This window comes from Actinoplanes sp. URMC 104 (genome assembly GCF_051386375.1).
Classification (GTDB): domain Bacteria; phylum Actinomycetota; class Actinomycetes; order Mycobacteriales; family Micromonosporaceae; genus Actinoplanes.
Genome location: NZ_JBPQTO010000011.1, coordinates 164,604 through 186,978, shown reverse-complemented (window position 1 = coordinate 186,978; position 22,375 = coordinate 164,604). Strand labels below are relative to the sequence as shown.

The window sequence follows — 22,375 nt, the reverse complement described above, 5'->3', positions numbered from 1 at the left end:
CAGGTTGTCCACAGGCTGCGCTTCGGTCGGCTTTCGGTCGGAATTGCTGTCATCGACGCATGACAGAAGACGCGATCGACCGCCGGCTCGAGCGGACCCTGTTCGAGGTCAAAAAGGTGATCGTCGGGCAGGACCGGCTCGTCGAGCGGCTCCTCACCGCGCTGCTGGCGGGCGGCCACTGCCTGCTGGAGGGCGTGCCCGGGGTCGCCAAGACGCTCGCGGCCGAGACCCTCGCCGTCGCGGTGGGCGGCAGCTTCCACCGCATCCAGTTCACCCCCGACCTGGTGCCCTCGGACATCCTCGGCACCCGCATCTACCGCGCCGGCAAGGAGAGTTTCGATGTCGAGCTCGGCCCGATCATGGCGCACGTCGTGCTCGCCGACGAGATCAACCGGGCGCCGGCCAAGGTGCAGTCCGCGCTGCTCGAGGTGATGGCCGAGGGGCACGTGTCGATCGGCGGGCGCACCTACCCCGTGCCTCGTCCGTTCCTGGTCCTGGCCACGCAGAACCCGATCGAGAGCGAGGGCGTCTACCAGCTCCCCGAGGCGCAGCGCGACCGGTTCCTCATGCGGGTGGTCGTCGGCTACCCGAGCGAGCAGGAGGAGCTGGGCATCCTCTACCGCATGGGCGGCGCCCGCCCGGCCGCCCAGCCGGTGCTCGACCCGATGACGCTGCACGAGCTGCAGGGCCGGGCCCGCGAGGTGTTCGTGCACCACGCGCTCGCCGAGTACGTGGTGCGGCTGGTGCTGGCCACGCGGGAGCCGGAGCGCGCGGGGCTTCCCGACGTCGCGAACCAGCTGGCGTACGGGGCCAGCCCGCGCGCCACCCTGGGCCTGGTCGCCGCGGGGCGGGCCCTGGCGCTGCTGCGCGGCCGCGACTACGTGCTGCCGGCCGATCTGCTGGAGATCGCGCCGGACGTGCTCGCGCACCGGCTGGTGCTCTCGTTCGACGCGGTGGCCGACGGCGTGCAGCCCGAGCAGGTCGTGCGCCGCATCCTCGACGCCGTGCCGCTGCCGCTGATCTCGCCCGCGCAGGAGGACGGCGGCCCGGGTCTGGGGGTGGCGGCGTGAACCAGGGTGGCTTCCATCCGGAGCTGCTCCCGGAGCGCCGGCTGCGGCGGCTCGAGCTGCTGATCACGCGGCGGCTCGACGGGCTGCTGCACGGCTCGTACCTCGGCCTGCTGCCCGGCGTGGGCAGCGAGCCCGCCGGCAGCCGGGAGTACCGGCCCGGCGAGGACGAGGTGCGCCGCATGGACTGGGCCGTCACGGCGCGCACCACCGTGCCGCACGTGCGCACGGTCGACGCGGACCGCGAGCTGGCCACCCACGTGCTGGTCGACGCGAGCGCCAGCATGGACTTCGGCACCGCCGAGCTCGAGAAGCGGGAGCTGGCCCTGGCTGCGGTCGCGGCCGTCGGCTTCCTCACGCTCGGCAACGGCAACCGGCTCGGCGCCCACCTGCTGACCGGCGAGGGCGTACGCCGGTTCCCCGCCCGCGGCGGGCGCCAGGCGCTGCTGTCGCTGCTGCGCGCGGTGCTGCTCACGCCCCGCGCCGAGCACCCGGTGCCGCTGGCCGCCGGCATCGAGGCGCTGCACCGGCAGACCCCGCGCACCGGGCTGGTCGTGGTCGTCTCCGACTTCCTCGACGGGCTCGACGAGGACGGCCTGGGCCCGGGCGCGCCCGCCTGGGAGGAACCGCTGCGCCGGCTCGCCGTCCGCCACCAGGTGCTCGCCGTGCAGGTGGGCGACCCGCGCGAGCAGGAACTGCCGGACGTCGGCCTGCTCACGCTCGTCGACCCCGAGACCGGCCGGCGGCGTGAGGTGCCCACCGCCGGCCGCCGCCTGCGCGAACGCTACGCGGCCGCCGCCGTCGAGCAGCAGGCCACCATCGCCGCGGCCGTGAAACGGTCCGGCGCCGCCCACCTTCCGCTGCGCACCGACCGGGACTGGATCGCCGACATCGTGCGCCACGTGCACGCCCGGCGGCGCCTGAGCCGGGCCGCCGTCCGACCGCGAAGGACCCCGAGATGACCTGGCTCTCCCTGGAACGCCTGTGGCTGCTGCTCGCCGTGGCCGCGCTCGCCGTCGCGTACGTCGTGGCGCAGCGCCGCCGCAGCCGGTACGCCGTGCGGTTCACCAACCTCAAGCTGCTCGACCGGGTGGCGCCGCGCCGCCCCGGCTGGCGCCGGCACCTGCCCGCCGGCCTGTTCCTCGCCATGCTCGCGCTGCTGGTCGCCGGCTTCGCCCAGCCGCAGGCCGAGGTGCGCGTGCCGCGCGAGCGGGCGACCGTGCTGGTCGCCGTCGACGTGTCCCGCTCGATGCTGGCCGCCGACGTCGCGCCCGACCGGCTCACCGCCGCCAAGGACGCGGCCCGCGGGTTCGTCGGCGACCTGCCCGGGAAGTTCAACGTCGGGCTGGTCGGGTTCGCCGGGCAGGCCTCGGTGTTCGTGCCGCCGGGCACCGACCGCGCGCAGCTCGCGGGCGGCATCGACCGGCTCGCGGACGGCTCGGCCGGGCAGGCCGGCACGGCGATCGGCGACGCGATCGCGTCGGCGCTCGAGCAGATCCGCTCGGTGGACGCCGCCGCCGAGCAGGACGTGCCGCCGGCCCGGGTGGTCGTGCTCTCCGACGGCGCCAACACCGCGGGCCGGGACCCGGCCGAGGCCGCCCGGATGGCGAGCGAGCTCGGCGTCCCGGTCGACACCATCTCGTTCGGCACGGCGTCGGGCACGATCGGCGACGGCCAGCAGGTGCCGGTCGACGGCGAGACGCTGCGCTCGGTCGCCGACGCCACCGGCGGGCGCTACTTCGAGGCCGCCAGCACCGACGAACTGCGCGACGCGTACGCCGACATCGGCTCGTCGGTCGGCTACCGGACCGAGGTGCGCGACGTGTCCGCCCGCTTCATCGGCATCGGGCTGGGGCTGGCCCTCGCGGCCGCGCTCGCCTCGATGTTCTGGTTCGCCCGTCTGCCCTGAGAGGATCGCCATGTCCGGACTGGGAACTCCCCGAGGACCCGAGTTCCGCTCGCCCGACTGGTCCGCCGCCCCGGACCCCGCCGCGGCCGTCGCCGCCCCGGCCGCCCGGGGCCGCCGGCTTCCCGCCGCCGCCCTCGCAGCCCTGGCCGTCGTCGGGCTCTCCGCCGGCACGGGCGGGGTCGCCGGATACGTCGCGGGCCGCGACGAACCCGTCGCCACTGCGGCGCCGTCGCAGGGCGGTGTGCCCTCCGACCTGGTCGGCGCGGCCGCCCGCGTGCTGCCCGGCGTCGTGTCGGTGCAGGTGCGCACCGGCCAGGGCGGTGCGTCCGGCTCCGGGTTCGTCTTCGACGACCGCGGCCACATCGTCACCAACAACCACGTCGTCGCGGCCGGCGGCGTCCGCGGGGGAGCGGTCACCGTCGTGGGCTCGGACGGCCGCCGGCTCACCGCCGAGGTCGTCGGCACCGACCCGAGCAACGACATCGCCGTGCTGCGCGTGGACGACGGCTCGGCGCTCGACCGGCTGGCGCTCGCGGACCCGAACGGCACCCGGGTCGGCGAGCCGGTGCTGGCCGTCGGCTCGCCGCTGGGCCTCAGCGGGACCGTGACCGCCGGCATCGTCAGCGCGCTGGACCGGCCCGTACGGCTGGGTGGCTCGTCCCGGCAGACGGCGGTGCAGACGGACGCGTCGATCAACCCGGGCAACTCGGGCGGCCCGCTCGTCAACGCCCGCGGCGAGGTGATCGGGGTGAACACGGCCATCGCGACCCTGGAGGGCGGCGGCTCGATCGGGATCGGGTTCGCGGTGCCGATCGAGCGGGCCCGGCAGGTCGCCGATTCCCTGATCGCGCGGGGATAGTCGAAGCATGCGGTTGCTGGTGGTGGAGGACGAAGAGGATCTGGCGGAGGGCCTGCGCGTCGGGCTCGCCCGCACCGGCTACGCGGTCGACGTCGCGCTCGACGCCGCGCAGGCCTACGACCGGCTGACCGTCAACGAGTACGACCTGATGCTGCTCGACGTGAACCTGCCCGACGGCGACGGGTTCGACCTGTGCCGCTCGGTGCGCTCCGGCGAGACGCCCACGCCCGGCGGCGGCGACCTGCGGGTGCTGATGCTGACCGCCCGCGGCGGCCTGGACGACCGGGTGCGCGGCCTCGACGACGGCGCCGACGACTACCTGGTCAAGCCGTTCCACCTGGCCGAGCTGCTGGCCCGCGTCCGGGCCCTGCTGCGCCGCGACATCGGGGCCGGGTCGTCGCGGCTGACCGTCGGCGACATCGAGCTGGACACGGCCCGGCACACGGCGAGCGTCGCGGACCGGCCGCTGACGCTCACGCCCAAGGAGTTCGGCGTGCTGGAATACCTCATGACCCGGCCGGGGCACGTGGTCTCCAGCGAGGAGCTGCTCGAGCACGTCTGGGACGCCAACGCCGACCCGTTCACCCAGACGGTCCGGGTCACCGTGGGCACGCTGCGGCGCAAGCTGGGCGAGGGCTCGATCGAGACGGTCGTCGGCCGGGGCTACCGGCTGCGGGAGGGACGGACCCCGTGAGAAGCCCCGAGGTGTTCCGGTCGATCCGGTTCCGGCTGACCGTCATCTACTCGATGGTGCTGTTCTCGCTGGCCGGCCTGACCCTCGGGGTGATCTACGTGGCCATCGAGCGGACCACGTCGCCGCGCACGGTCACCGCGCGGCTCGCGAAGGTCTACAGCGAGGACGGCGACTTCCAGCGGCTCGCCAACGTCGCGGAGATCGGCGAGATCGAGGCCGCGGTCAACTACAACACGCTGCAGACGCTCCGGACGTACAGCCTCATCGCCCTGGGGGTGCTGTTCGTGGCCAGCCTGGGCGTCGGCTGGGTGCTGTCGGGCCGGGCGCTGCGGCCGGTCGGCGCGATCACCCGCGCGGCCCGCGAGATCCAGGCCACCGACCTGTCCCGGCGCATCCGGCTCGACGGGCCGCAGGACGAGCTGCGCGACCTCGCCGACACCGTCGACTCCATGCTGGACCGCCTCGACCGCGCGTTCCAGGCGCAGCGCCAGCTCATCGACGACGCCTCACACGAGCTGCGCAGCCCGCTGGCGATCATCCGGACGAGCCTGGACGCGTCGCTGACGGCGCCCGAGGCCACCGCGGAGGAACGCTCCCGGGCGGTGGCCGTGATCGACCGGGCCACCACGCGGATGTCCCGGCTCGTCGAGGACCTGCTGGCCACCGCGCGCCGGGACGCCGCCGCGGTCCCCGACGCCGACGTCGACCTGTCCGCGGTCGCGCGCGAGGCGGGGGAGGAGTCGTTCGTCACCGACCGGCCGCTGCGGCTGCGCTACGAGACGGCGGCCGGCCTGCACCTGATCGGCGACGCCGACGCCCTGCGCCGGGCGGTCGGCAACCTGCTGTCCAACGCCGTACGGCTGGCGCCCGCGCCCTCCACGGTCACGGTGGCGACGGGCCGGTCCGGGTCGTGGCTGTGGGTGGCGGTGGCCGACGAGGGGCCCGGCATCCCGGCGGGCGACGTGCCCCGGGTCTTCGACCGGTTCTGGCGGGGGTCCCCCGCGACGGCCGAGGGCGTACGCCGGGAGCGCCGCACCGGCCTGGGCCTGGCGATCGTCCGGCAGATCGTCGAGTCGCACGGCGGCCGGGTGGCGGCCTTCTCCACGCCGGGCGACGGCAGCACGTTCGTGCTCTGGCTGCCGTCCGCCGAGCGCGCCGACGACCAGCCGCCGCCCGCCGGCCCGCCCTGGCCGTGACCGCTCAGCCGCCGGCCGCCGGCCCTGACCGCTCAGCCGCGGGCCAGCGGCCCCCACGCCTCGGCCGGTTGAGCCTCCACGAGGGCCTCCGCCTCGTCCAGCGCCCCGCCGGCGATCCAGGCCACCGGGCGCAGGCAGCGCACCAGCGGCTCGTTGTCGGGGCCGCGGCCCCGCGCCACCCCGGCGAGCACCCACGGCCGTACGCCCGGCTTGTGCAGGTGCCGGTAGTCGTACAGGCGCCGCGCCGCCCACAGCCGCGGCGACCGGTCGCCCCACCACGCCTCGACGGCGAGAGGGTTCGCCGACAGCCCCGGCAGCGCGATGCCGGTGAGCGTGTCGCGGCTCGACCCGCCGCAGCGCCCGGGAACGTCGACGGCCGGCCCCTGCGACCAGCGCACGTACAGCTCCTCGCCGGGCGGCGGCTGCGTCACCAGCCGGGTCAGGTCGTCCAGGGTCTCGATGGTCGGCAGGTCGTCGGGCACGGGGCCGAGCATGCCCACCGGAATCCGGTTCATCCGTCCGATCCCGGGCCCCCCGGCGGCTGACCGTGGCCGGTTAAGCTCTTGTCCCCCGTTCGAGGAGGCTCGCATGCTCACCCTGACCGGTCTCGACGAGCTCAGGACCCTGCCCGGCCGCGACCTCGGGCACAGCTCGTGGCTCGAGGTCACCCAGGACCGGGTCGACGCGTTCGCCGAGGCCACCGGCGACCACCAGTGGATCCACGTCGACGCCGACCGCGCCGCGCGGGGCCCGTTCGGCGGCACGATCGCCCACGGCTACCTGACGCTCGCGCTCGTCATCCCGTTCTTCGCCGAGCTGCTGCGGGTGGAGGGCCTCACGATGGGCGTCAACTACGGGCTCGACCGGCTGCGGTTCGCCAGCCCGGTGCGGGTCGGCTCCCGCATCCGGCTGGCCGCCACCGCCGTCGCCGCCGAGGAGGTCAGCCGGCGCTGCGTCCAGGTGACGTTCGACTTCACCGTGCAGATCGACGGGGTGGACAAGCCGGCCTGCGTCGCGCGGCCGATCTACCGCTACTACGCCTGAGCCGCCCACCGGAAAGTTGGCACGGGGTCGCCTGTGGACAACGCCTTCCGGCCGCCCGGGGACGGTAGGGTCGGCCCGTCCGTCCCTGGGTGGGCGGGGGAGGCGGAGGCACGCCGGAAAAAACGCGATGATCAGCGGACCCGTTCGATGACGGCTCGGCGGATCAGGAACTTGCCGGGCTCGCGGACCTGTTCGAAGGCGGCGTTGTTGAGCAGGACGCAGCTGCCCGAGGTGGTCTCGACCCGGACGGTGATGCTCTTGTTGTTGTCGAGGTTGGTGACCTTGAGGACGGTGCCGAGGGGGAACGTGCCGCTCGAGGCGAACGGGGCGCCGGCCTCGCCGGAGAGCGTGACGGTCGAGCCCTTGCAGACGACCTCGCCGGATCCGGAGCCGGAGCCGGCGCCGGCCGCGGGGGGAGCGGCGGGCGGCTTGGTGGCGGCGGACGGCTTGGCGGCGGGAGGCTGGGCGGGCTTGGCCGCGCCGCCGGGCTGAGCGCCGCCGGGCTGAGTAGGTGCGCCACCGGGTCGGGGGGCGCCGCCGGGCCCGGCGGCTGCGCCGGGGACCTCGGCTGCCACGTCGGCGGTGCAACCGGCCACCGCGCGGCGCTGGTTGATCAGGTCGACCACGGCCTGGCGGTTGGCGATGCGGGCGCCGGACTGGGCGTCGGGGGTGGCCCGCTGGCCGGCGATGAACTGCAGGTTCTGCCGCAGCGCCTGGTCGAGCCCGGCGCAGTTCTCGCCCGCGCTGCTCATTCCGGTGCTGATGGCGAACGCGCCGCCCGCCAGGGCCACCGCGGACGCTCCGAGCACCACCTTGCGGGTCGTCGAGGACATCGTGCGCCGCCGGGTCCGATACATGCATCGCTCCTTGGGTGTCGGGCTGCCTCGGTGCAGCACCGACAACTACGACCCCGGCCGCGGCGGCGGATCAGGAGCGAACCTTAAACATCCTTAAATGCGCGCGGGTGCCGGTGTACGGGCATGACGACGGTCGCCTCGGGGTCGTGGTCGCGGATCACCGGTAGCACCACGGTGGCGTCGGCGTCGTCGGCCGGCAGGCCCACGCGGCGGGCGCGCAGGCGCTGGTACACGAAGGTGCCGACGCCGATGACGACGCCCGCGACGACGAGCTTCTGGAAGACGCCGGCGTAGCCCTCCACGCGGTGCCAGTTCTCGCCGAGCACGAAGCCGGCGGTGACGAACAGCGTGTTCCAGACGAGGCTGCCCAGCGCCGTGAGCACGCTGAACTTCCAGAAGCTCATGCGCTCGACGCCGGCGGGCAGCGAGATGAAGCTGCGGAACAGCGGCACCATGCGGCCGAAGAACACCGCCTTGGTGCCGTGCCTGCCGAACCACTGCTCGCAACGGTCGAAGTCGGTCACCTTGACCAGCGGGATCAGCGCCACCAGCCGGCGGGTGCGCTGCCGCCCGAGCAGCGCGCCGGCCCAGTAGACGACGATCGCGCCGAGCAGCGAGCCCAGCGTCGTCCAGAACAGCGCCTCGGGCAGGCTGAACACGCCCCGGCTGGCGGAGAACCCGGCCAGCGGCAGCACCAGCTCGCTGGGGATCGGCGGGAACAGGTTGTCCAGGCCCACGATCAGCGCGGCGCCCACGCCGCCGAGCGACTCCATGAGACCGACCGCCCAGCCGGTCAGTCCTCCGGCCTCGTCGGGGGCGGCGGCCTCGGCGAGCACGGTCACGAAAGCTCCTCAGGGTGGCGGGGGGACGGGAAACGGCGACCCCGGAAGTATCGGCGGCCTGCCTGAACGTTCCCTGCGAGCCGCCGGCCGTCCGCACCGTTCTTGATCGAGTGATGCCGGTCGCGGCGGGGCCGGCCTGCGGGTTCGCCCGGATACGCTGGAAGGACCATGACTGCTGCTGCCGCGCTGCTCGACATCCGCCGCATCTACGTCGAGCCCGCCGCGGCCGAGCTGCCGCGGGGCAAGGAGATCCTCGCGCGCTTCCCGCAGGCGCAGCTGGTCGAGGTCGAGAGCCACAACCGCATCGACGAGCTGTACGGCGACGAGACGAACGTCAACCGGTGGGTGCGCATCAAGCGCGAGGCGCTGGTGCTGGGCGTGAAGAAGTCGCTGACGGCGCGGCCGAACGGCCGCTCGGCGGACTTCATCGCCCCGTCCACGGCCAACGGGTGCGCGATGGCGTGCGCGTACTGCTACGTGCCGCGGCACAAGGGCTACAGCAACCCGATCACGGTGTTCGCGAACATCGACAGGATCACCGGCTATCTGGGGCGGCACGCGGGCCGGCAGGGGGTCAAGCCGGCGCCCAACGAGTGCGACCCGCACGCGTGGGTCTACGACATCGGCGAGAACTCCGACTGCAGCGTCGACGCGCGGATCAGCGACAACGTCCGCGACCTGGTGACGCTGTTCCGCGACCTGCCGAACGCGAAGGCCTCGTTCGCGACCAAGCACGTGAACCGCGACCTGCTCGACTGGGACCCCCGGGGGCGTACCCGGGTCCGCTTCTCGCTGATGCCCGCGCGCGACTCGAAGCTGCTCGACATCCGCACCTCGCCGATCGCCGAGCGGATGGCCGCGATCGACGACTTCGTGGCGGCCGGCTACGAGGTGCACGTCAACTTCAGCCCGGTCGTCGTGCGCGACGGGTGGCTGGAGGACTGGGCCGAGCTGCTCGACCAGCTGGACGCCTCGATCGGTCCGGCGGCCAAGCAGCAGCTCGCGGCCGAGGTCATCTTCCTGACCCACAACCGCGACCTGCACGAGGTGAACGTCGGCTGGCACCCCAAGGCCGAGGAGCTGATCTGGCGGCCGGACCTGCAGCAGGGCAAACGGTCGCAGAACGGCTCGTGGAACGTGCGCTACCGCACCGGGTCGAAGGGCCGGTACGTCGCCGCGCTCGTCGACCTGATCGGCTCGCGGACCCCTTACTGCCGGGTGCGGTACGCGTTCTGACGTGCACACCGTCGAGCTGCTCCCGGACGAGGAGCTGACCCGGGGCGTACGGGACCTGTGGGCTCTGCTGCGCGACGCCGGCCTGCCCAGCCTCGCCACGCACCAGCACCCGACGAACCGCCCGCACCTCACCGTGATCACCGCCGCGTCGCTGGACGGCCTGCCCCCGCTGCCGTTGCCGCTCAAGGCGACGCTCGGGCCCGTACGGATGCTGGGCCGCGCGCTGGTCCGCCCGGTGACCCTCACCACAGAGCTGCGGGAGCTGCACACCGCCGTGTGGTCCTCGCTGTCCGGCGCGGACGCGTGGCCGCCGCCCGAGGAGTTCGTGCCGCACGTCAGCCTGGCGCTGCGCGTCCCCGAGCAGCACCGGCCCGCGGCGCTGCACCTGCTGGCCGGGCTCGCCCCGGCTGCCGGGTCGTTCGTGGCCGCCCGCACCTACGACTCGGCGACGCGGACCGTGCGCCCTCTTCCCGGCTGACACGCCCGAATCCGTGTAGCCCGCCAAGGGTGGGGTAGCCCTCGACGACGCACTCGATTACGGAGGACCCCTTGGCGAAAGACACCTTGTCCCGCTCCCTGCACGACGTCGGCCTGGCCGCGTGGTTCGGCGGGACCCTGGCGAACGCCGTCGCGCTGAACCCGGCTGCGGCGGAGGCGGACACGGCGAACGGAACCGGCCGGGTGGCGAACACCGGCTGGAACAAGTGGACGCCGGTCAACGCGGCCGCGATCGGCGCGCACCTGGCCGGCAGCGTCGGCGAGCTCGTCGGCAACCGGGCGCGCCTGGCCGGGCAGCGCGGAGCCGGATCCACCGCGCTGGTGAAGACCGGCCTGACCGCGGCCGCGCTGGCCGTGACCGGATACAGCCGCGTGCTCGGCCGCAAGGTGGCCGATGACGAGTCGGTGCCGGCGCTCGCCGGGACCGAGCCGGCCTCGAGCACGCCGGGCGACGTGGCGAAGGCTCAGAAGCAGCTGTCGCTGCTGCAGTGGGTCGTGCCCGCGCTGACGGGCGCGCTCATCGTGGTCAGCTCGCTGGCCGGCGAGCAGCAGCGGGCGAGCGAGGTGAAGAAGGGCTTCCTGGCCCGCTTCACCGGCTGATGCCCGGCCGCGGTCCCTCGCACCGGGTGCTGCGATGGCGCCCGGTGCGGGGAGCGAGCAGGTCGGACAGGTCCCGCATCGCGTGGTAGAGCCGCGCCTTCGCCGCGTGGTGGGTCAGGCCGAGCTGTCGTGCCGCCTCGCGTGTCGTCCGGCCGCGGAAGTACGTCGCCACGATGATCTCCCGGTGGTGGGCCGGCAGGGCACGCAGGAGCTGGTCGGTCTCGGGTCGCCGGGTCTCGCGCCCGCTGCTCGGGCCGGCAGGTCTGGTCGGCATCCTTGACACTCTGCTGACCGGCGGAGCCGGACTCCAGTGAGCACTCGCGGCGTAGTCGGCCGGTCACCGGCACAGGGTTCCACAACCGCCATATAGCCTCAAGGCATGGAAAATAGTACAAAAAGGTCCGCGGTGGTCGTTCTTGCGACGGCGGTCGTGCTCTCGTCGCCGGTGGGAGGCCGTCCGGCGATCGCCAAGGGCGCGGAGTCGGTCCCGGCCGGTGTGGCGACGGCCCGGTCCGCCGGCGAGGAGCGGGACACCGTGCTGGTCAGCGGCCGCGGCGAGGTGGCCGCCGAGCCCGACACGCTCCGGGCGAGCCTGGCGGCGGAGGTCAGCGCGTCCACGGTGGGCGAAGCCGTCAAGCGTTCCGGTACGGCGGTCACCCGCATGCGCGACGCGCTCGTCCGCGCCGGGATGGCCCGGAGCGACCTGCAGACGTCCACCGTGAGCATCACCCCGGCACGCAAGGACGACGGAGTCATCACCGGCTACACCGCGACCCAGGGCCTCACCGCCGAGGTCCGCGACCTGCCGCGGGCCGGTGCGCTGCTGTCGGCGGCCGTCGCGGCGGGTGGGGACGCGGCCCGGGTCGACGGTGTGTCGTTCGCGATCCGCGACGACTCCGCGCTGCTCGCCGAGGCGCGGCGCAAGGCGTTCGCCGACGCCCGGACGAGGGCCGGCCTGTACGCCCGGGAGGCCGGCCGGCCGCTCGGCCGGGTCCTCAAGGTGCACGAGGAGGACCCCGGCCGCTGGGCGGCGGACGGGCAGAACCGGTTCGCCGCCGCGGACTCGACGGTCGTGGTCGAGCCGGGCCGGCTGCACCTGGCCGTGACCGTCACGGTGGAGTGGGCGCTCGACCAGCCGCCCGGACGCTCCAGGAAGAACACTCCAGCGGCCTGACGAGCCGGCGCCGCTGCCCGGCCTCCCGGCGGGGGAGGCCGGGTCGGCGGGGCGGTGTCCGGGCGCGGCACGCGGACAGGGCATCGACAGCGGGCGAGCGGTCGTCCACGATGTCCTGATGACGGAGCGGACCTTTGATGTGATCGTGGTGGGGGCGCGCTGCGCCGGGGCGCCGACGGCGATGTTGCTGGCGCGGCGGGGGTACCGGACCCTGCTGGTCGACCGGGCCACGTTCCCGAGCGACACGGTGTCCACGCACGTCATCCACCCGCCGGGCGCGGCGGCCCTGCAGCGGTGGGGGCTGCTCGAGCAGGTGGCGGCCACCGGGTGCCCGCCGGTGGGGCGGTACTCGTTCGACTTCGGGCCGGTGACGCTGGCGGGGGCGCCGGGCACCGAGGAGTCGCCGTACGCCTACGCGCCGCGGCGCACGCTGCTCGACAAGATCCTGGTGGACGCGGCCGCGGCGGCGGGGGCCGAGGTGCGCGAGGGCTTCGGCGTCGAGGAGGTGCTGGTCGAGGACGGCCGGGTGGTGGGCATCCGCGGCGGCGACGGCGTGGTGGAGCGGGCCCGGGTCGTCGTGGGCGCGGACGGGCGCAACTCCGTGGTCGCCAAGACGGTGCGGCCGGAGGTCTACGAGGAGCACCCGCCGCTCGCGGTGGCGTACTACTCGTACTACAGCAATCTGCCCACGAGCTCGTTCGAGGCGTACATCAGGCCGGGGCGCAGCTGGGCGGTCTGCCCCACCAACGACGGCCTCACGATGGTGATCGGCGGGTGGCCGTACGCGGAGCTCGCGGCGCACCGCAACGACGTCGAGGGCGAGCTGATGGCGGCGTTCGCGCAGGCGCCCGCGTTCGCCGAGCGGATCCGCGACGCCAAGCGGGAGGAGCGGTTCGCGGGCACGGCGGTGCCCAACTACTTCCGGACGCCGTACGGGCCGGGGTGGGCGCTGGTCGGCGACGCCGGCTACAACCGCGACTTCATCACCGCGCAGGGCATCACCGACGCGTTCCTCGACGCCGAGGGGCTGGCGGACGCGCTCGACGCCACGCTGGGCGGCGGGGAGGCGTACGGGACAGCCCTTGCCTCCTACCAGTCGCGCCGCGACACGCGCGCGATGCCCGCGTACCACATGACGCTGCAGATCGCCTCGCTGCAGCCGCCGGACGAGCAGACCGTGGGGCTGGTGTCCGCGATCGCCGGGAACCAGCCGGCCATGGACGCGTACGCCCGGCTCACCTCGGGCGTCACCTCGCCGGCCGAGTTCTTCCGGCCCGAGAACCTGAGCGCGCTCACGGCTTAGCTCAACCCGGCGGGCGGCCTGCCGATGCGGAGGGGGACGCAAACCCCCTCCCGCGGAAGGCCATGGATGACCACCGATACGCAGGCGCGCCAGGCGCCGCCGATCGCTGCCGCGCCGGCGCCCACCGGACGATGGTGGGCGCTGGTCGTGCTCGCGATGGCCCAGCTCATGGTGGTCCTCGACGCGACGATCGTGAACATCGCGCTGCCCACGGCGCAGGCCGATCTGGCGTTCTCGGACGCGGACCGGCAGTGGGTCGTCACCGCGTACGCCCTGGCCTTCGGCAGCCTGCTGCTGCTCGGCGGCCGCCTGTCGGACTTCTTCGGCCGCAAGCGCATGTTCCTCATCGGCCTCGTCGGTTTCGCCCTCGCCTCCGCGCTGGGCGGCGCCGCCGGCGGCCTCGAGATGCTCATCGTCGCCCGCGCGCTGCAGGGCGCCTTCGGTGCGGCGCTCGCGCCCGCCGCCCTGTCGCTGCTGTCCACGACCTTCACCGAGCCCGCCGAGCGCGGCAAGGCGTTCGGCATCTTCGGCGCCATCTCGGGCGCCGGCGGTGCGGTGGGCCTGCTGCTCGGCGGGGTCCTGACCGAGTACGCCTCCTGGCGCTGGTGCCTCTACGTCAACCTCGTCATCGCCGCGGTCGCGGTGGCCGGCGCGCTGCTGCGCCTGGCCGACGAGCCGGTCACCTCGCGCGCCCGCATCGACGTGCCGGGCACGGTCACCGCCGTGGCCGGCCTCGTCGCGCTCGTCTTCGGGCTGGGCAAGGCCGAGACCGACGGCTGGTCGTCCGCGGTCACGCTCGTGCCGATCGTCGTGGGCGTCGTCGTGCTCCTCGCCTTCGTGGTGATCGAGAAGCGGGCCGCGCACCCGCTGCTGCCCATGCGCGTCGTGCTCGACCGCAACCGCGGCGGCTCGTACGCGGCGATCGGCATCGCCGGCGCGGGCATGTTCGGCATCTTCCTGTTCCTGACGTACTTCCTGGTCGGCAACCTGGGCTTCACCCCGGTGCAGACGGGCCTGGCGTTCCTGCCGATGCTCGGCGCCATCATGCTCTCGGCCACCACGGCCGGCTCGATGCTCACGCCGCGGATCGGCCCGCGCCCGCTGGTCCCGCTCGGCGCGCTGGTCGCCGCCGGCGGCATGGCGTTCCTGACCCGGCTGGACGTGGACTCGACGTACGCCGCGGGCGTCCTGCCCGGCCTGCTGATCATCGGCCTCGGCCTGGGCCTCGTGTTCGCCCCCACCCAGAACGCCGCCACCAGCGGCGTCGAGCACCGCGACGCCGGCGTCGCCTCGGCGATGATCAACACCGTGCAGCAGATCGGCGGCTCGATCGGCACGGCGCTGCTCAGCTCGTTCGCCGCCACCGCCGCGACCGACTACGCCACGTCGCACGCCCGCTCGCCGCAGGTCGCCCTCGAGGCCTCGCTCGCCGGCTACCACACGGTGTTCTGGTGGTCGTGCGGACTGTTCGTGGCGTGCGCCGTCGTCTCGGCTCTGCTGTTCCGCACCGGGCCGCTCGACGTCGACCCGGACGCTCCGCCCGCGATGGCGCACTGACGCGCCGACGCACCGCTCCGGCGTTCCGGCCACCCCGCGGTGGCCGGGACGCCGCGTGCATTTGTGCCACTTGCGCAATGATCGCGTGGCGGCGTGAGTACTCTCAGCGAGGCGTGGTAATAATGTCCGTCGATGAACGGGGATGCGGAGTGGCGGCGGTGGCGGCGGGAGATCTTCGGCGAGGAGCACCGCGTCCGGCGCGAAGAGCCCCAGTTCACGGGCTTGATCGAGGCCGCGCGCCGGCAGCCGCGCACCGTCGAGCGGATGCTGCGCGCGGGGCTGGCGTCGGCTGACACGATCGCCGCGCAGGCGTTCACCGCGCTCGCCGCGGCCGGGCTCGCGCCGGCCGACGCCGTCAGCATCCTGCGCACCGCACTGAGCCGCGCCGACGGCGAGTTCCGCATCCGGGTCGCCGAGGCGCTGTACGCCCTGACCCGCGACCCGGCCTGGGCCCTGCCCATCGCCGGCGTGCTCACCGGTGCGCCCTCGGAACTCGTCCGCCTCGACGCCGCCGTGGCCCTGGCCGGCTTCCCGCCCAGCACCACGCTGGTGCGGGCGCTCGCCACCGCGGTGCGCGACCCCGAGTACCTCGTCCGCTACCGGGCCGCGGACACGCTGCTGCGCTGGGCGGGCGACCGCGGCGGGGTCGACGGGGCGCCCGCGCTCCACGAGAAGATCACCGGCCCGGCCGAGGACGCCTGGCACGCCGCGGCCGACGAGCTGACGGCCCGCCTCTGCCGCTGACGGGGCGGTCCCCGTACGGGTGAACGCCCGTCGATCGGCGCCGCCGCGCTCGTTGGACGGTTGTGGATGACGAGGAGTGGGAGCACACGATCGGGCCGGGCACGACGTTCGCGCTGATCGCCGGGCTCATCTTTTTCTACGGTCTGTTCATCGTCGTGGCGCTCGCGCGCGGCTGACGCCGTCGCCGCGGACAGGACACTGGGGACGATCGGCAGCCGGCGCCGACCTTGCATCAGCGCCTGTGGATGCGAAACGCCGCCCCGCGTGGTACTCCGGGAGGAGCACTGATCACGAGGAGGCCGCCATGTCCGTGTCACCGCAACGGTTCGGCAGCGGGTCCGGGATCTTCCGCCGCAAACCGATCGACGACGTGTCCGACGAGCACGACACCGAGATGTCGCGGACGCTGGGGCTCTGGCAGCTCACCGCGATCGGCGTCGGCGGCATCATCGGGGCCGGGATCTTCGCGCTCGCCGGTGCGGTGGCGAACGAGACGGCCGGGCCGGCGGTGCTGTTCTCGTTCCTCATCGCCGGGATCGCGAGCGCCGCGGCCGCGCTGAGCTACGCCGAGTTCGCCGGCATGATCCCGAAGGCCGGGTCGGCGTACACGTACGGCTATGTCGTCCTCGGCGAGGTGGTCGCCTGGTTCATCGGCTGGGACCTGTTGCTGGAGTACACCGCGATCGTCTCGGTCGTGGCGATCGGCATCTCCGGGTACTTCTCGTTCCTCATGGCCGACATCGGGCTGGACCTGCCCGCCTGGATGCTCGGCGCGCCCGGCACCGGCGACGGGCACGTCGTGGACCTGTTCGCCGTGCTGCTGTGCCTGCTCATCGCGTACCTGCTGAACCGGGGCATCAAGGCTGCGGCCCGGGCCGAGACCGCCGTCGTGGTCCTCAAGGTGGTGATCGTCCTGATCGTCATCGTGGTGGGCGCGTTCCACATCACCCGCTCCAACTACGACCCGTTCTTCCCCTTCGGCTGGAGCGGCGCGATCACCGGTGCGGCCACCGTCTTCTTCGCGGTGTTCGGCTACGACGCGATGAGCACCGCGGCCGAGGAGGCCAAGGACGGCCGCCGGCACCTGCCCAAGGCCATCATCTACTCGCTGATCATTTCGATGGTCCTGTACGTGCTGGCGACGCTCGTCCTGACCGGCATGCAGAACTACCGCGACGTCGACCCGGAGAGCGGATTCTCGTCCGCGTTCGCCGCCGTCGGCCTGTCCGGGCTGGCCGACGTCATCGCGGTCGGCGCCATCGTCGGCATCCTCACCGTGATGTTCACCTTCATGCTCGGCGTGACCCGCGTCTGGTACTCGATGAGCCGCGACGGGCTGCTGCCCGCCTGGTTCGGCAAGCTGCACCCGGAACGGCGGGTGCCCACCCGGGTCACCTGGATCGCCGGCATCGCGTCCGCCGTCATCGCCGGCTTCCTGCCCATCCGCGAGGCAGCCGAGCTCACCAACATCGGCATCCTGCTGGCGTTCGTCGTCGTGTGCGTCGCGGTGGTCGTGCTGCGCTACCGCCGGCCGGAGATCCCGCGGACGTTCCGCCTGCCCGGCATGCCGGTCATCCCCGTGGTCGGCGTCGCGTTCTCGATCTGGCTGATCACCTTCCTCGACCCGGTGACCTGGCTGCGGTTCGCGGTCTGGTTCGTGCTGGGCCTGATCCTGTACATGTTCTACGGCCGGCACCGGTCCAAGCTCAACGACCCCGCCCGCCGCAACTGAGTCCTCCGCTCCACAGTGGCCGCTGTGGCGCGGCTGAGAACGCATCAGGCCCGTCACAGCGCCCGGCCCGCAGCATCACGTCATGAACAAGCGTGCGTCGGCCGTCCTGGCCGTTCTGGCCGCCGAGGCGGCGCTGCGTCTGGTGTGGCTCGCCGGCGGCCGATGGGGCTACACCGCCTGCGACCGCCGCGACCTGCCCCCCGACCCGGCCGGCGGCTGCGGCGCCGACGCCGTCGCCACGGTGCCGTTCCGGGCCGGCTGGGGCGCCCTGGCCGTCATCGCGGTGCTGGCAGCGCTCGTCGTCTGGGCCCGGCTGCGGCCCGGCCGGGCGGCCGCGGCGGGGCTGTGGACCGCGGCGGCGGTGGTGGCTGTCGCCGCCTTCCCGCTGCACCTGCTGTTCGAGGTGCCCGCGGCGGTGGCCGGGCGTCCCTCGGACTGGCGTGACCTGACCGCCCGGACGGTCCTGGTGGTGCTCGCCGTCCTGCTCGCGGCCCTGGCCGTCGCCGTCGGCCCGCAAACGGCCCGGGGCAGGGCCGCCTACCACCCGGTGGCGGGCTGGGCGCGGCGCTGCGGGCACGTGGCGGTGGTGCTGCCGATCGTCGGGTGGGCGGTTCCCCACCTGCTGTGGCTGCTCGACGTGGGATTCGGCATGTCCGAGGTCGAGCTCGCCGAACTCCAGCGGGACCTGTCCGTGCCCGCCGCCGTGGCCATCACCGTCGTGCCGCCGCTGGCCGGCCTGCTCACGCTGGGCCTCGTGCAGCGCTGGGGCCAACAATTCCCCGGCTGGATGCCCGTGGTCGGCGGTCGCGGCGTGCCCCGGCTGCTGGCGCTCGTCCCGGCCACGACGGTGGCGCTCGCGCTGGTCGTCTACGGCGGATTGAGCTTCGCCGAGCTGGCCGGCGGGACCGCGACGTGGGGCGAGGCCGCGGACAACTGGGCGGTGACCGGCACGCTTCTCGTCTTCGTCGGCTGGGGCGTCACGCTCGCCGCGACCACGGCCGGGTACTACCTCGCCACGCGCCCCGAGCCCGTGGCGGACGTCAGGGAGCGGGCTGCCAGGTGACCCGCAGCGCCTCCGTCGAGGCGGCGAAACGCTCGAGATGACCGCCGACCACCTGCTCGACGCGGGCCAGCGACTCGGCGTCCGCGGCGGTCGCCTCGAGGTGCAGGGCGGCGTCGTCGTACGTCAGCAGGCAGGAGCCCGCGGAGAGCAGCAGGGTGGTGCCGGCGTCCTCCTCCAGCACGGTCGCCTTGCGGCCGAAGTGCGACGCCAGCTGCTTGCGCCACCGCTCGCCCCGCGGGGTCGGGACGTCGGCGCGGGACCGTAGGGTCGAGTCATGCGTGGTCATGAGGATCTCCGTGGGGTGGATGCGCCGGCCCTCGCCAGGCAGATGACGGTGTTCGCGGTGCTGGGGCGGGTGTTGCGCAAGGCGGTGCGCCGCCGCGCCGTGGTGGCGCCGCTGCCGTACGCCCAGGTCGAGGTGCTGCGCACGGTGGAGGCGCACCCGGGTCTGGGCACGCGGGCGGTGGCGGAGCGGCTGCAGCTCGTGCCCAACACCGTGTCGACGATCGTGGGCGAGCTCGTCTCGTCCGGGCTGCTCTCCCGCGTACGGGACTCCGGCGACCGCCGCGTGGCCCGGCTCGACCTGACCGCGGCCGGGCGGCAGCACCTCGCCACGTGGTCCGAGGCCCAGCACGCCGTGCTGGCGGCGGCGATGGCCCGGCTCGGCGAGGACGACCGCCGCGCGATCAGCGACGCGCTGCCCGCCGTGCGGCGGCTGCTGGAGGTGCTCGACGAGGGCGACACGCCGTAACAGTACCTCCGAGGCAGAGGTATTTCCGCGGCCGGACTGTCAGAACTCGTCGTTCTTGATGGCCGCCTTCACGGCCTCCCACTCCGCGCGCGTGAACTCGACCGTGGCCTCGGGCCGCCTGGTCGACCGCACGGCGACGGTGTCGTCCTCGACCTTGATCTCGGCGCAAGCTGCGTCGGAGCAGAAGCTGCTTCGGCGCCATTCGCTGGTTTCGGTCATGCGAACCTCCCGAATGTCTTGATGGAAGAGGCTACGTGGTTGAGGCTCCGGCCGGAACTCAATACTACGGTTGACGGTATATCTCGTCTCCCGTACGGTTCCAGCCATGCAGGAACCCACTTTTCTCATCCTGGCCTCGCTGGCCGATCAGCCGTTGCACGGCTACGGCGTCATCCAAGCGGTGGCGGACATCTCCGGCGGCGAGGTGAAGCTGCGCGCCGGCACTCTCTACGGCGCCCTCGACCGGCTGGCCGAGCAGGGGCTCATCGAGGTCGACCGCGAGGAGGCCGTCGACGGGCGGCTGCGGCGCTACTACCGGATCACCGACAGCGGCGCGGGGGTGCTGTCGGGCGAGATCGATCGTCTGCGTCGCAACGCCGCGGCCGCCGAGCAGCGGCTGAGCCGGCGGCCCGGGCTGTCGATGGGGTTCGCGGCCGGGGGTGCCGCGTGAGCCTCGAGCGTCGCTATCGCATGCTGCTGCTCGCCTATCCGCGGCCCTTCCGGCGCGGGCACGCCGTCGAGATGGTCACCACGCTGCTGGAGATGGCGGCGCCCGGGCAGAGCCGGCCGGGGGCTTCCGACGCCTGGCACCTCGTGGTCAGCGGTCTGCGGCAGCGTTTCCGGCTGCCGTCCGGGCGGCCGCTGGTGTGGGTCGCGGCGGTGCTGGTCACCCTGATCGGCGGTGCCTTCGGCGCGGCGGCCGGCTCGTGGGCGGCCGAGCGGACGTTCACCGACCTGCCCGCCGACGCCGGCGTCACGGAGCTGGCCCGGCAGGTGGCCGGTGGCAGCGGCGAGGTCGGCCAGGACCGCTCGGCGTCGCCGTGGACGACGACCATGGTCGTCGCCGGCACCGACCAGCCGGGCTGGACCGCGGAGGCCGCCACGCGCAGGCTGGCGGCCGACGGCTGGACGGTCGGCGCGGTCAGCTCCCGGTCCGGCACCGCGGTCACCTTCGACCCCGCGACCGGCGCCCAGTTCGAGGTACCCCTGTCCGGCAGCGCCTTCGAGGCCAGGCGCGACGGCCTGCTGATGACCGTCACCGGCCACGTCACGCCCGGCGGCGCCCCATCCGGCGGGGCCTCGCCCGGCGGCTCGCCCGGCGGCTCGCCCAACGCCTCGCCCGGCGTTTCATCCGGCGGCTCGCCCGGCGGCGGCTCGTCAGGGCACGGCGCCGTCTCGATCGACCTTTGGCCGGCGGACACCGGCGCGATGCTTCCCGCGACGGTCGGCGGCGCGCTGGCCGGGCTGGTCGGCGGCTGGCTGCTGGCCGCCGCGGGCGCCTACCGCCTGCGCGGGTCGTCGCCCGCCCGCCGCCGGGTCGCCGCCGTGCTGACCGGTCTCGCGGTGGCCGCGCTGGCCCTGCCCGCGTTCGCCTTCTGGGTGAACGTCTGGCGGGTCCTCCGGGCCGCCGATCCTGAGGTGTTCACCGTCCACAGCGCGCTGAATGCGGGCCCGTACTGGTCGCACGGCACGCCGTGGATGCTGCTCGAACTCACCGTGGCGGGTCTGGTCGTGACCGCCGCGGCCTGGGTGGTGCTGATGCGCCGGCCGGCAGTGTCCCTGCTCGGCGACCACGTTCCCACAAGCGGTTAGCGGCCGCCACTTCCCGTCCGCCGGCCTGTGGATAGAGCCCATTTGTGGATAACCGTTCCGGGCAGGCCGAGCGGCGTACCGTCGGCTGCGCCCCGGCGAGGGGGTGTTCGGGCGCCGAGGGTGCGGGGAGACTGGCGGCATGAGTGACGAGACGGAGGTCGTGAAGCTTTACGAACGAGTGCTGGCAGCGTGGAACCGCCGGGACGCTGCAGGCTTCGCAGAGATGTTCGCGGCGGACGGGCTGCTCGTCGGCTTCGACGGCAGCCAGGTGCGGGGGCAGGACGTCGCCGGGCATCTGGGGCCGATCTTCGAGGACCATCCGACCGCGGCGTACGTGGGCAAGGTGGTCGGCGGCCGGGCGGTGGGCACGTCGGGGTGGCTGCTGCACGCCATCGCGGGGATGGTGCCGCCGGGTGGCGCGCGGGTGGACCCGGCGCTCAACGCGGTGCAGACGGTGGTCGCGGAGAAGCGGGGCGCAGGCTGGCGGGTGGTGCTGTTCCAGAACACGCCGGCGCAGTATCGGGGGCGTCCCGAGGCCGCGGCCGAGCACACCGCCGCGCTGGGGGAGCCGGGGTAGCCCGGCGGCGATCGGCTTGTCCATGGGCAGCCGGTGGAGCGTCGCTGAGGCGGAGCTCCGCGGCCGGACCGCTGTCGGCGTCGTCGCTCGTCAGCGGTTCGGCGCTGGCCGGCGTTCCGTTCCTCAGTGGTTCGGCGCTGGTTGGCGTCGTCGTTCGTCAGCGGTTCGGCGCTGGTTGGCGTTCCGCTCCTCAGTGGTCGGGCGTCGGTCGGCGTTTCCGCTTAGCGATTCGGCGCCGGCCGGTGGAGGACTGCTGCGAGGGCGGCGTGCGGGCGGTGGGTGCCGTCGCTCGGCCGCCGGTCGCGGGCGACCTCGGTGAAACCGGCCTGCCGCAGGCGCTCGGAGAACTCGTCGACCGGCCAGCGGTACGCCGTCACGACCTTGTGCTCGAACGGGCCGAGCTCGTCCGCGTCGAAGAAGCCGGCCACCAGCGTGCCGCCCGGCTTCAGGACGCGGCGGAACTCGGCGAGCACCCCGTCGAGGTCCGGCGGTGGCAGGTGGATCAGCGAGTACCACGACAGGATGCCGGCGACGGAGCCGTCCTCGGCGTCGAGGCTGCGCATCGAGCCGAGGCGGTAGTCGCCGTCCGGGTGGGCGGCCTTCGCGTGGGCGATGAACTCGGGCACCAGGTCGAGGCCCGCCGCGTCGACGCCCAGCGACCGCAGGTAGCCGGTGAGGTGCCCGGGCCCGCAGCCCACGTCCAGCACGCGCCCGGGCCGGATCGCCAGGTGCCGCCCGATGAAGGCGAGGTCGTCGGCATGCACCTGCTCGCTCGTGCCGAACAGTCCGATATAGAGGTCCGCCACGGCGGCGTACGCGTCCCTGATGCGCTCGACGTTCACCGCGCGAATCCTAGAGGG

General features: G+C 73.9%; 27 protein-coding genes. 20 read left to right on the top strand and 7 right to left on the bottom strand.

What is annotated here, in order from left to right; all coding sequences use genetic code 11:
• The first annotated feature begins 59 nt into the window (after positions 1-59).
• The 6 genes from ACSNN8_RS26625 to ACSNN8_RS26600 are packed head-to-tail and all read left to right on the top strand — an operon-like array spanning position 60 to position 5,725.
• Positions 60-1,070 carry an AAA family ATPase gene (locus ACSNN8_RS26625; RefSeq protein WP_436652297.1) on the top strand — a complete coding sequence of 337 codons (1,011 nt, stop codon included), beginning with the start codon at positions 60-62 and terminating at the stop codon, positions 1,068-1,070.
• The gene (locus ACSNN8_RS26620) at positions 1,067-2,029 is read left to right on the top strand and encodes a DUF58 domain-containing protein (RefSeq protein ID WP_436652296.1); all 963 of its coding nucleotides are present in this window, start codon (positions 1,067-1,069) and stop codon (positions 2,027-2,029) included. Before ACSNN8_RS26625 ends, ACSNN8_RS26620 begins: the two co-directional genes overlap by 4 nt.
• Positions 2,026-2,976 (top strand): VWA domain-containing protein, encoded by a 951-nt coding sequence (locus ACSNN8_RS26615; protein WP_436652295.1) that lies wholly within the window; start codon positions 2,026-2,028, stop codon positions 2,974-2,976. Before ACSNN8_RS26620 ends, ACSNN8_RS26615 begins: the two co-directional genes overlap by 4 nt.
• Positions 2,977-2,986: 10 nt before the next feature.
• A complete protein-coding gene (locus ACSNN8_RS26610) occupies positions 2,987-3,835 on the top strand; it encodes a S1C family serine protease (RefSeq protein WP_436652294.1) in 849 nt (282 codons plus the stop codon).
• A gap of 7 nt (positions 3,836-3,842) precedes the next feature.
• Positions 3,843-4,529 (top strand): response regulator transcription factor, encoded by a 687-nt coding sequence (locus ACSNN8_RS26605; protein ID WP_436652293.1) that lies wholly within the window; start codon positions 3,843-3,845, stop codon positions 4,527-4,529.
• A complete protein-coding gene (locus ACSNN8_RS26600) occupies positions 4,526-5,725 on the top strand; it encodes a sensor histidine kinase (protein ID WP_436652292.1) in 1,200 nt (399 codons plus the stop codon). The genes ACSNN8_RS26605 and ACSNN8_RS26600 overlap by 4 nt, the downstream gene beginning before the upstream one ends.
• A gap of 32 nt (positions 5,726-5,757) precedes the next feature.
• Here the strand turns inward: ACSNN8_RS26600 and ACSNN8_RS26595 are convergent, their stop codons facing one another.
• A complete protein-coding gene (locus ACSNN8_RS26595; RefSeq protein ID WP_436652291.1) occupies positions 5,758-6,240 on the bottom strand; it encodes a DUF6098 family protein in 483 nt (160 codons plus the stop codon).
• A 73-nt stretch (positions 6,241-6,313) separates the two neighbouring features.
• Here ACSNN8_RS26595 and ACSNN8_RS26590 point away from each other — a divergent pair, with 73 nt between their 5' ends.
• On the top strand, positions 6,314-6,769 hold the full coding sequence (locus ACSNN8_RS26590) for a MaoC family dehydratase (protein ID WP_436652290.1): 456 nt from the start codon (positions 6,314-6,316) through the stop codon (positions 6,767-6,769).
• Positions 6,770-6,900: 131 nt separating this feature from the next.
• Here ACSNN8_RS26590 and ACSNN8_RS26585 read toward each other — a convergent pair whose 3' ends face one another.
• Positions 6,901-7,626: a hypothetical protein gene (locus ACSNN8_RS26585; protein WP_436652289.1), complete on the bottom strand. Its 726-nt coding sequence runs from the start codon at positions 7,624-7,626 to the stop codon at positions 6,901-6,903.
• Positions 7,627-7,709: 83 nt separating this feature from the next.
• Positions 7,710-8,468: a DedA family protein gene (locus ACSNN8_RS26580; RefSeq protein ID WP_436652288.1), complete on the bottom strand. Its 759-nt coding sequence runs from the start codon at positions 8,466-8,468 to the stop codon at positions 7,710-7,712.
• A gap of 168 nt (positions 8,469-8,636) precedes the next feature.
• Here ACSNN8_RS26580 and ACSNN8_RS26575 point away from each other — a divergent pair, with 168 nt between their 5' ends.
• The 3 genes from ACSNN8_RS26575 (at position 8,637) to ACSNN8_RS26565 (ending at position 10,802) form a co-directional block, all read left to right on the top strand.
• Entirely contained in the window at positions 8,637-9,704 is a 1,068-nt protein-coding gene (locus ACSNN8_RS26575) for a spore photoproduct lyase family protein (protein WP_436652287.1), read from the top strand.
• 1 nt (position 9,705) lies between these two features.
• The gene (locus ACSNN8_RS26570) at positions 9,706-10,182 is read left to right on the top strand and encodes a 2'-5' RNA ligase family protein (RefSeq protein WP_436652286.1); all 477 of its coding nucleotides are present in this window, start codon (positions 9,706-9,708) and stop codon (positions 10,180-10,182) included.
• A 71-nt stretch (positions 10,183-10,253) separates the two neighbouring features.
• Positions 10,254-10,802, top strand: coding sequence for a hypothetical protein (locus ACSNN8_RS26565; protein ID WP_436652285.1), 549 nt, complete (start codon positions 10,254-10,256; stop codon positions 10,800-10,802).
• Here the strand turns inward: ACSNN8_RS26565 and ACSNN8_RS26560 are convergent.
• A complete protein-coding gene (locus tag ACSNN8_RS26560) occupies positions 10,792-11,076 on the bottom strand; it encodes a sigma factor-like helix-turn-helix DNA-binding protein (protein WP_436652284.1) in 285 nt (94 codons plus the stop codon). The two genes, ACSNN8_RS26565 and ACSNN8_RS26560, sit on opposite strands and share 11 nt — an antisense overlap.
• A gap of 105 nt (positions 11,077-11,181) precedes the next feature.
• Here ACSNN8_RS26560 and ACSNN8_RS26555 point away from each other — a divergent pair, with 105 nt between their 5' ends.
• From ACSNN8_RS26555 to ACSNN8_RS26530, 6 genes are all read left to right on the top strand, one after another.
• Entirely contained in the window at positions 11,182-11,976 is a 795-nt protein-coding gene (locus ACSNN8_RS26555) for an SIMPL domain-containing protein (protein WP_436652283.1), read from the top strand.
• A gap of 118 nt (positions 11,977-12,094) precedes the next feature.
• Positions 12,095-13,279 carry an NAD(P)/FAD-dependent oxidoreductase gene (locus tag ACSNN8_RS26550; protein ID WP_436652282.1) on the top strand — a complete coding sequence of 395 codons (1,185 nt, stop codon included), beginning with the start codon at positions 12,095-12,097 and terminating at the stop codon, positions 13,277-13,279.
• 66 nt (positions 13,280-13,345) lie between these two features.
• The gene (locus ACSNN8_RS26545) at positions 13,346-14,836 is read left to right on the top strand and encodes an MFS transporter (protein WP_436652281.1); all 1,491 of its coding nucleotides are present in this window, start codon (positions 13,346-13,348) and stop codon (positions 14,834-14,836) included.
• Between the two features lie 132 nt (positions 14,837-14,968).
• Positions 14,969-15,580 (top strand): hypothetical protein, encoded by a 612-nt coding sequence (locus ACSNN8_RS26540; protein ID WP_436652280.1) that lies wholly within the window; start codon positions 14,969-14,971, stop codon positions 15,578-15,580.
• Between the two features lie 304 nt (positions 15,581-15,884).
• On the top strand, positions 15,885-17,312 hold the full coding sequence (locus tag ACSNN8_RS26535; RefSeq protein WP_436652279.1) for an amino acid permease: 1,428 nt from the start codon (positions 15,885-15,887) through the stop codon (positions 17,310-17,312).
• Between the two features lie 82 nt (positions 17,313-17,394).
• Positions 17,395-18,375, top strand: coding sequence for a hypothetical protein (locus tag ACSNN8_RS26530; protein WP_436652278.1), 981 nt, complete (start codon positions 17,395-17,397; stop codon positions 18,373-18,375).
• Here ACSNN8_RS26530 and ACSNN8_RS26525 read toward each other — a convergent pair.
• On the bottom strand, positions 18,353-18,661 hold the full coding sequence (locus tag ACSNN8_RS26525) for a DUF2218 domain-containing protein (protein WP_436652277.1): 309 nt from the start codon (positions 18,659-18,661) through the stop codon (positions 18,353-18,355). The genes ACSNN8_RS26530 and ACSNN8_RS26525 overlap by 23 nt on opposite strands.
• On the opposite strand from ACSNN8_RS26525, the gene ACSNN8_RS26520 reads away from it, so the two are divergent.
• Positions 18,650-19,126, top strand: a complete 477-nt coding sequence (locus ACSNN8_RS26520; RefSeq protein ID WP_436652276.1) for a MarR family winged helix-turn-helix transcriptional regulator — start codon at positions 18,650-18,652, stop codon at positions 19,124-19,126. The two genes, ACSNN8_RS26525 and ACSNN8_RS26520, sit on opposite strands and share 12 nt — an antisense overlap.
• Positions 19,127-19,165: 39 nt before the next feature.
• Here ACSNN8_RS26520 and ACSNN8_RS26515 read toward each other — a convergent pair whose 3' ends face one another.
• Positions 19,166-19,345, bottom strand: coding sequence for a DUF397 domain-containing protein (locus ACSNN8_RS26515; RefSeq protein ID WP_436652275.1), 180 nt, complete (start codon positions 19,343-19,345; stop codon positions 19,166-19,168).
• Positions 19,346-19,451: 106 nt separating this feature from the next.
• Here ACSNN8_RS26515 and ACSNN8_RS26510 point away from each other — a divergent pair, with 106 nt between their 5' ends.
• The 3 genes from ACSNN8_RS26510 to ACSNN8_RS26500 all read left to right on the top strand — a co-directional run bounded on the left by ACSNN8_RS26510 (position 19,452) and on the right by ACSNN8_RS26500 (position 21,515).
• Positions 19,452-19,796: a PadR family transcriptional regulator gene (locus ACSNN8_RS26510; protein ID WP_436652274.1), complete on the top strand. Its 345-nt coding sequence runs from the start codon at positions 19,452-19,454 to the stop codon at positions 19,794-19,796.
• Positions 19,793-20,938, top strand: coding sequence for a hypothetical protein (locus ACSNN8_RS26505; protein ID WP_436652273.1), 1,146 nt, complete (start codon positions 19,793-19,795; stop codon positions 20,936-20,938). The genes ACSNN8_RS26510 and ACSNN8_RS26505 overlap by 4 nt, the downstream gene beginning before the upstream one ends.
• A gap of 139 nt (positions 20,939-21,077) precedes the next feature.
• On the top strand, positions 21,078-21,515 hold the full coding sequence (locus tag ACSNN8_RS26500) for an SgcJ/EcaC family oxidoreductase (RefSeq protein ID WP_436652272.1): 438 nt from the start codon (positions 21,078-21,080) through the stop codon (positions 21,513-21,515).
• Between the two features lie 221 nt (positions 21,516-21,736).
• Here ACSNN8_RS26500 and ACSNN8_RS26495 read toward each other — a convergent pair whose 3' ends face one another.
• Positions 21,737-22,357 (bottom strand): class I SAM-dependent methyltransferase, encoded by a 621-nt coding sequence (locus tag ACSNN8_RS26495; protein ID WP_436652271.1) that lies wholly within the window; start codon positions 22,355-22,357, stop codon positions 21,737-21,739.
• Positions 22,358-22,375 lie beyond the last annotated feature (18 nt).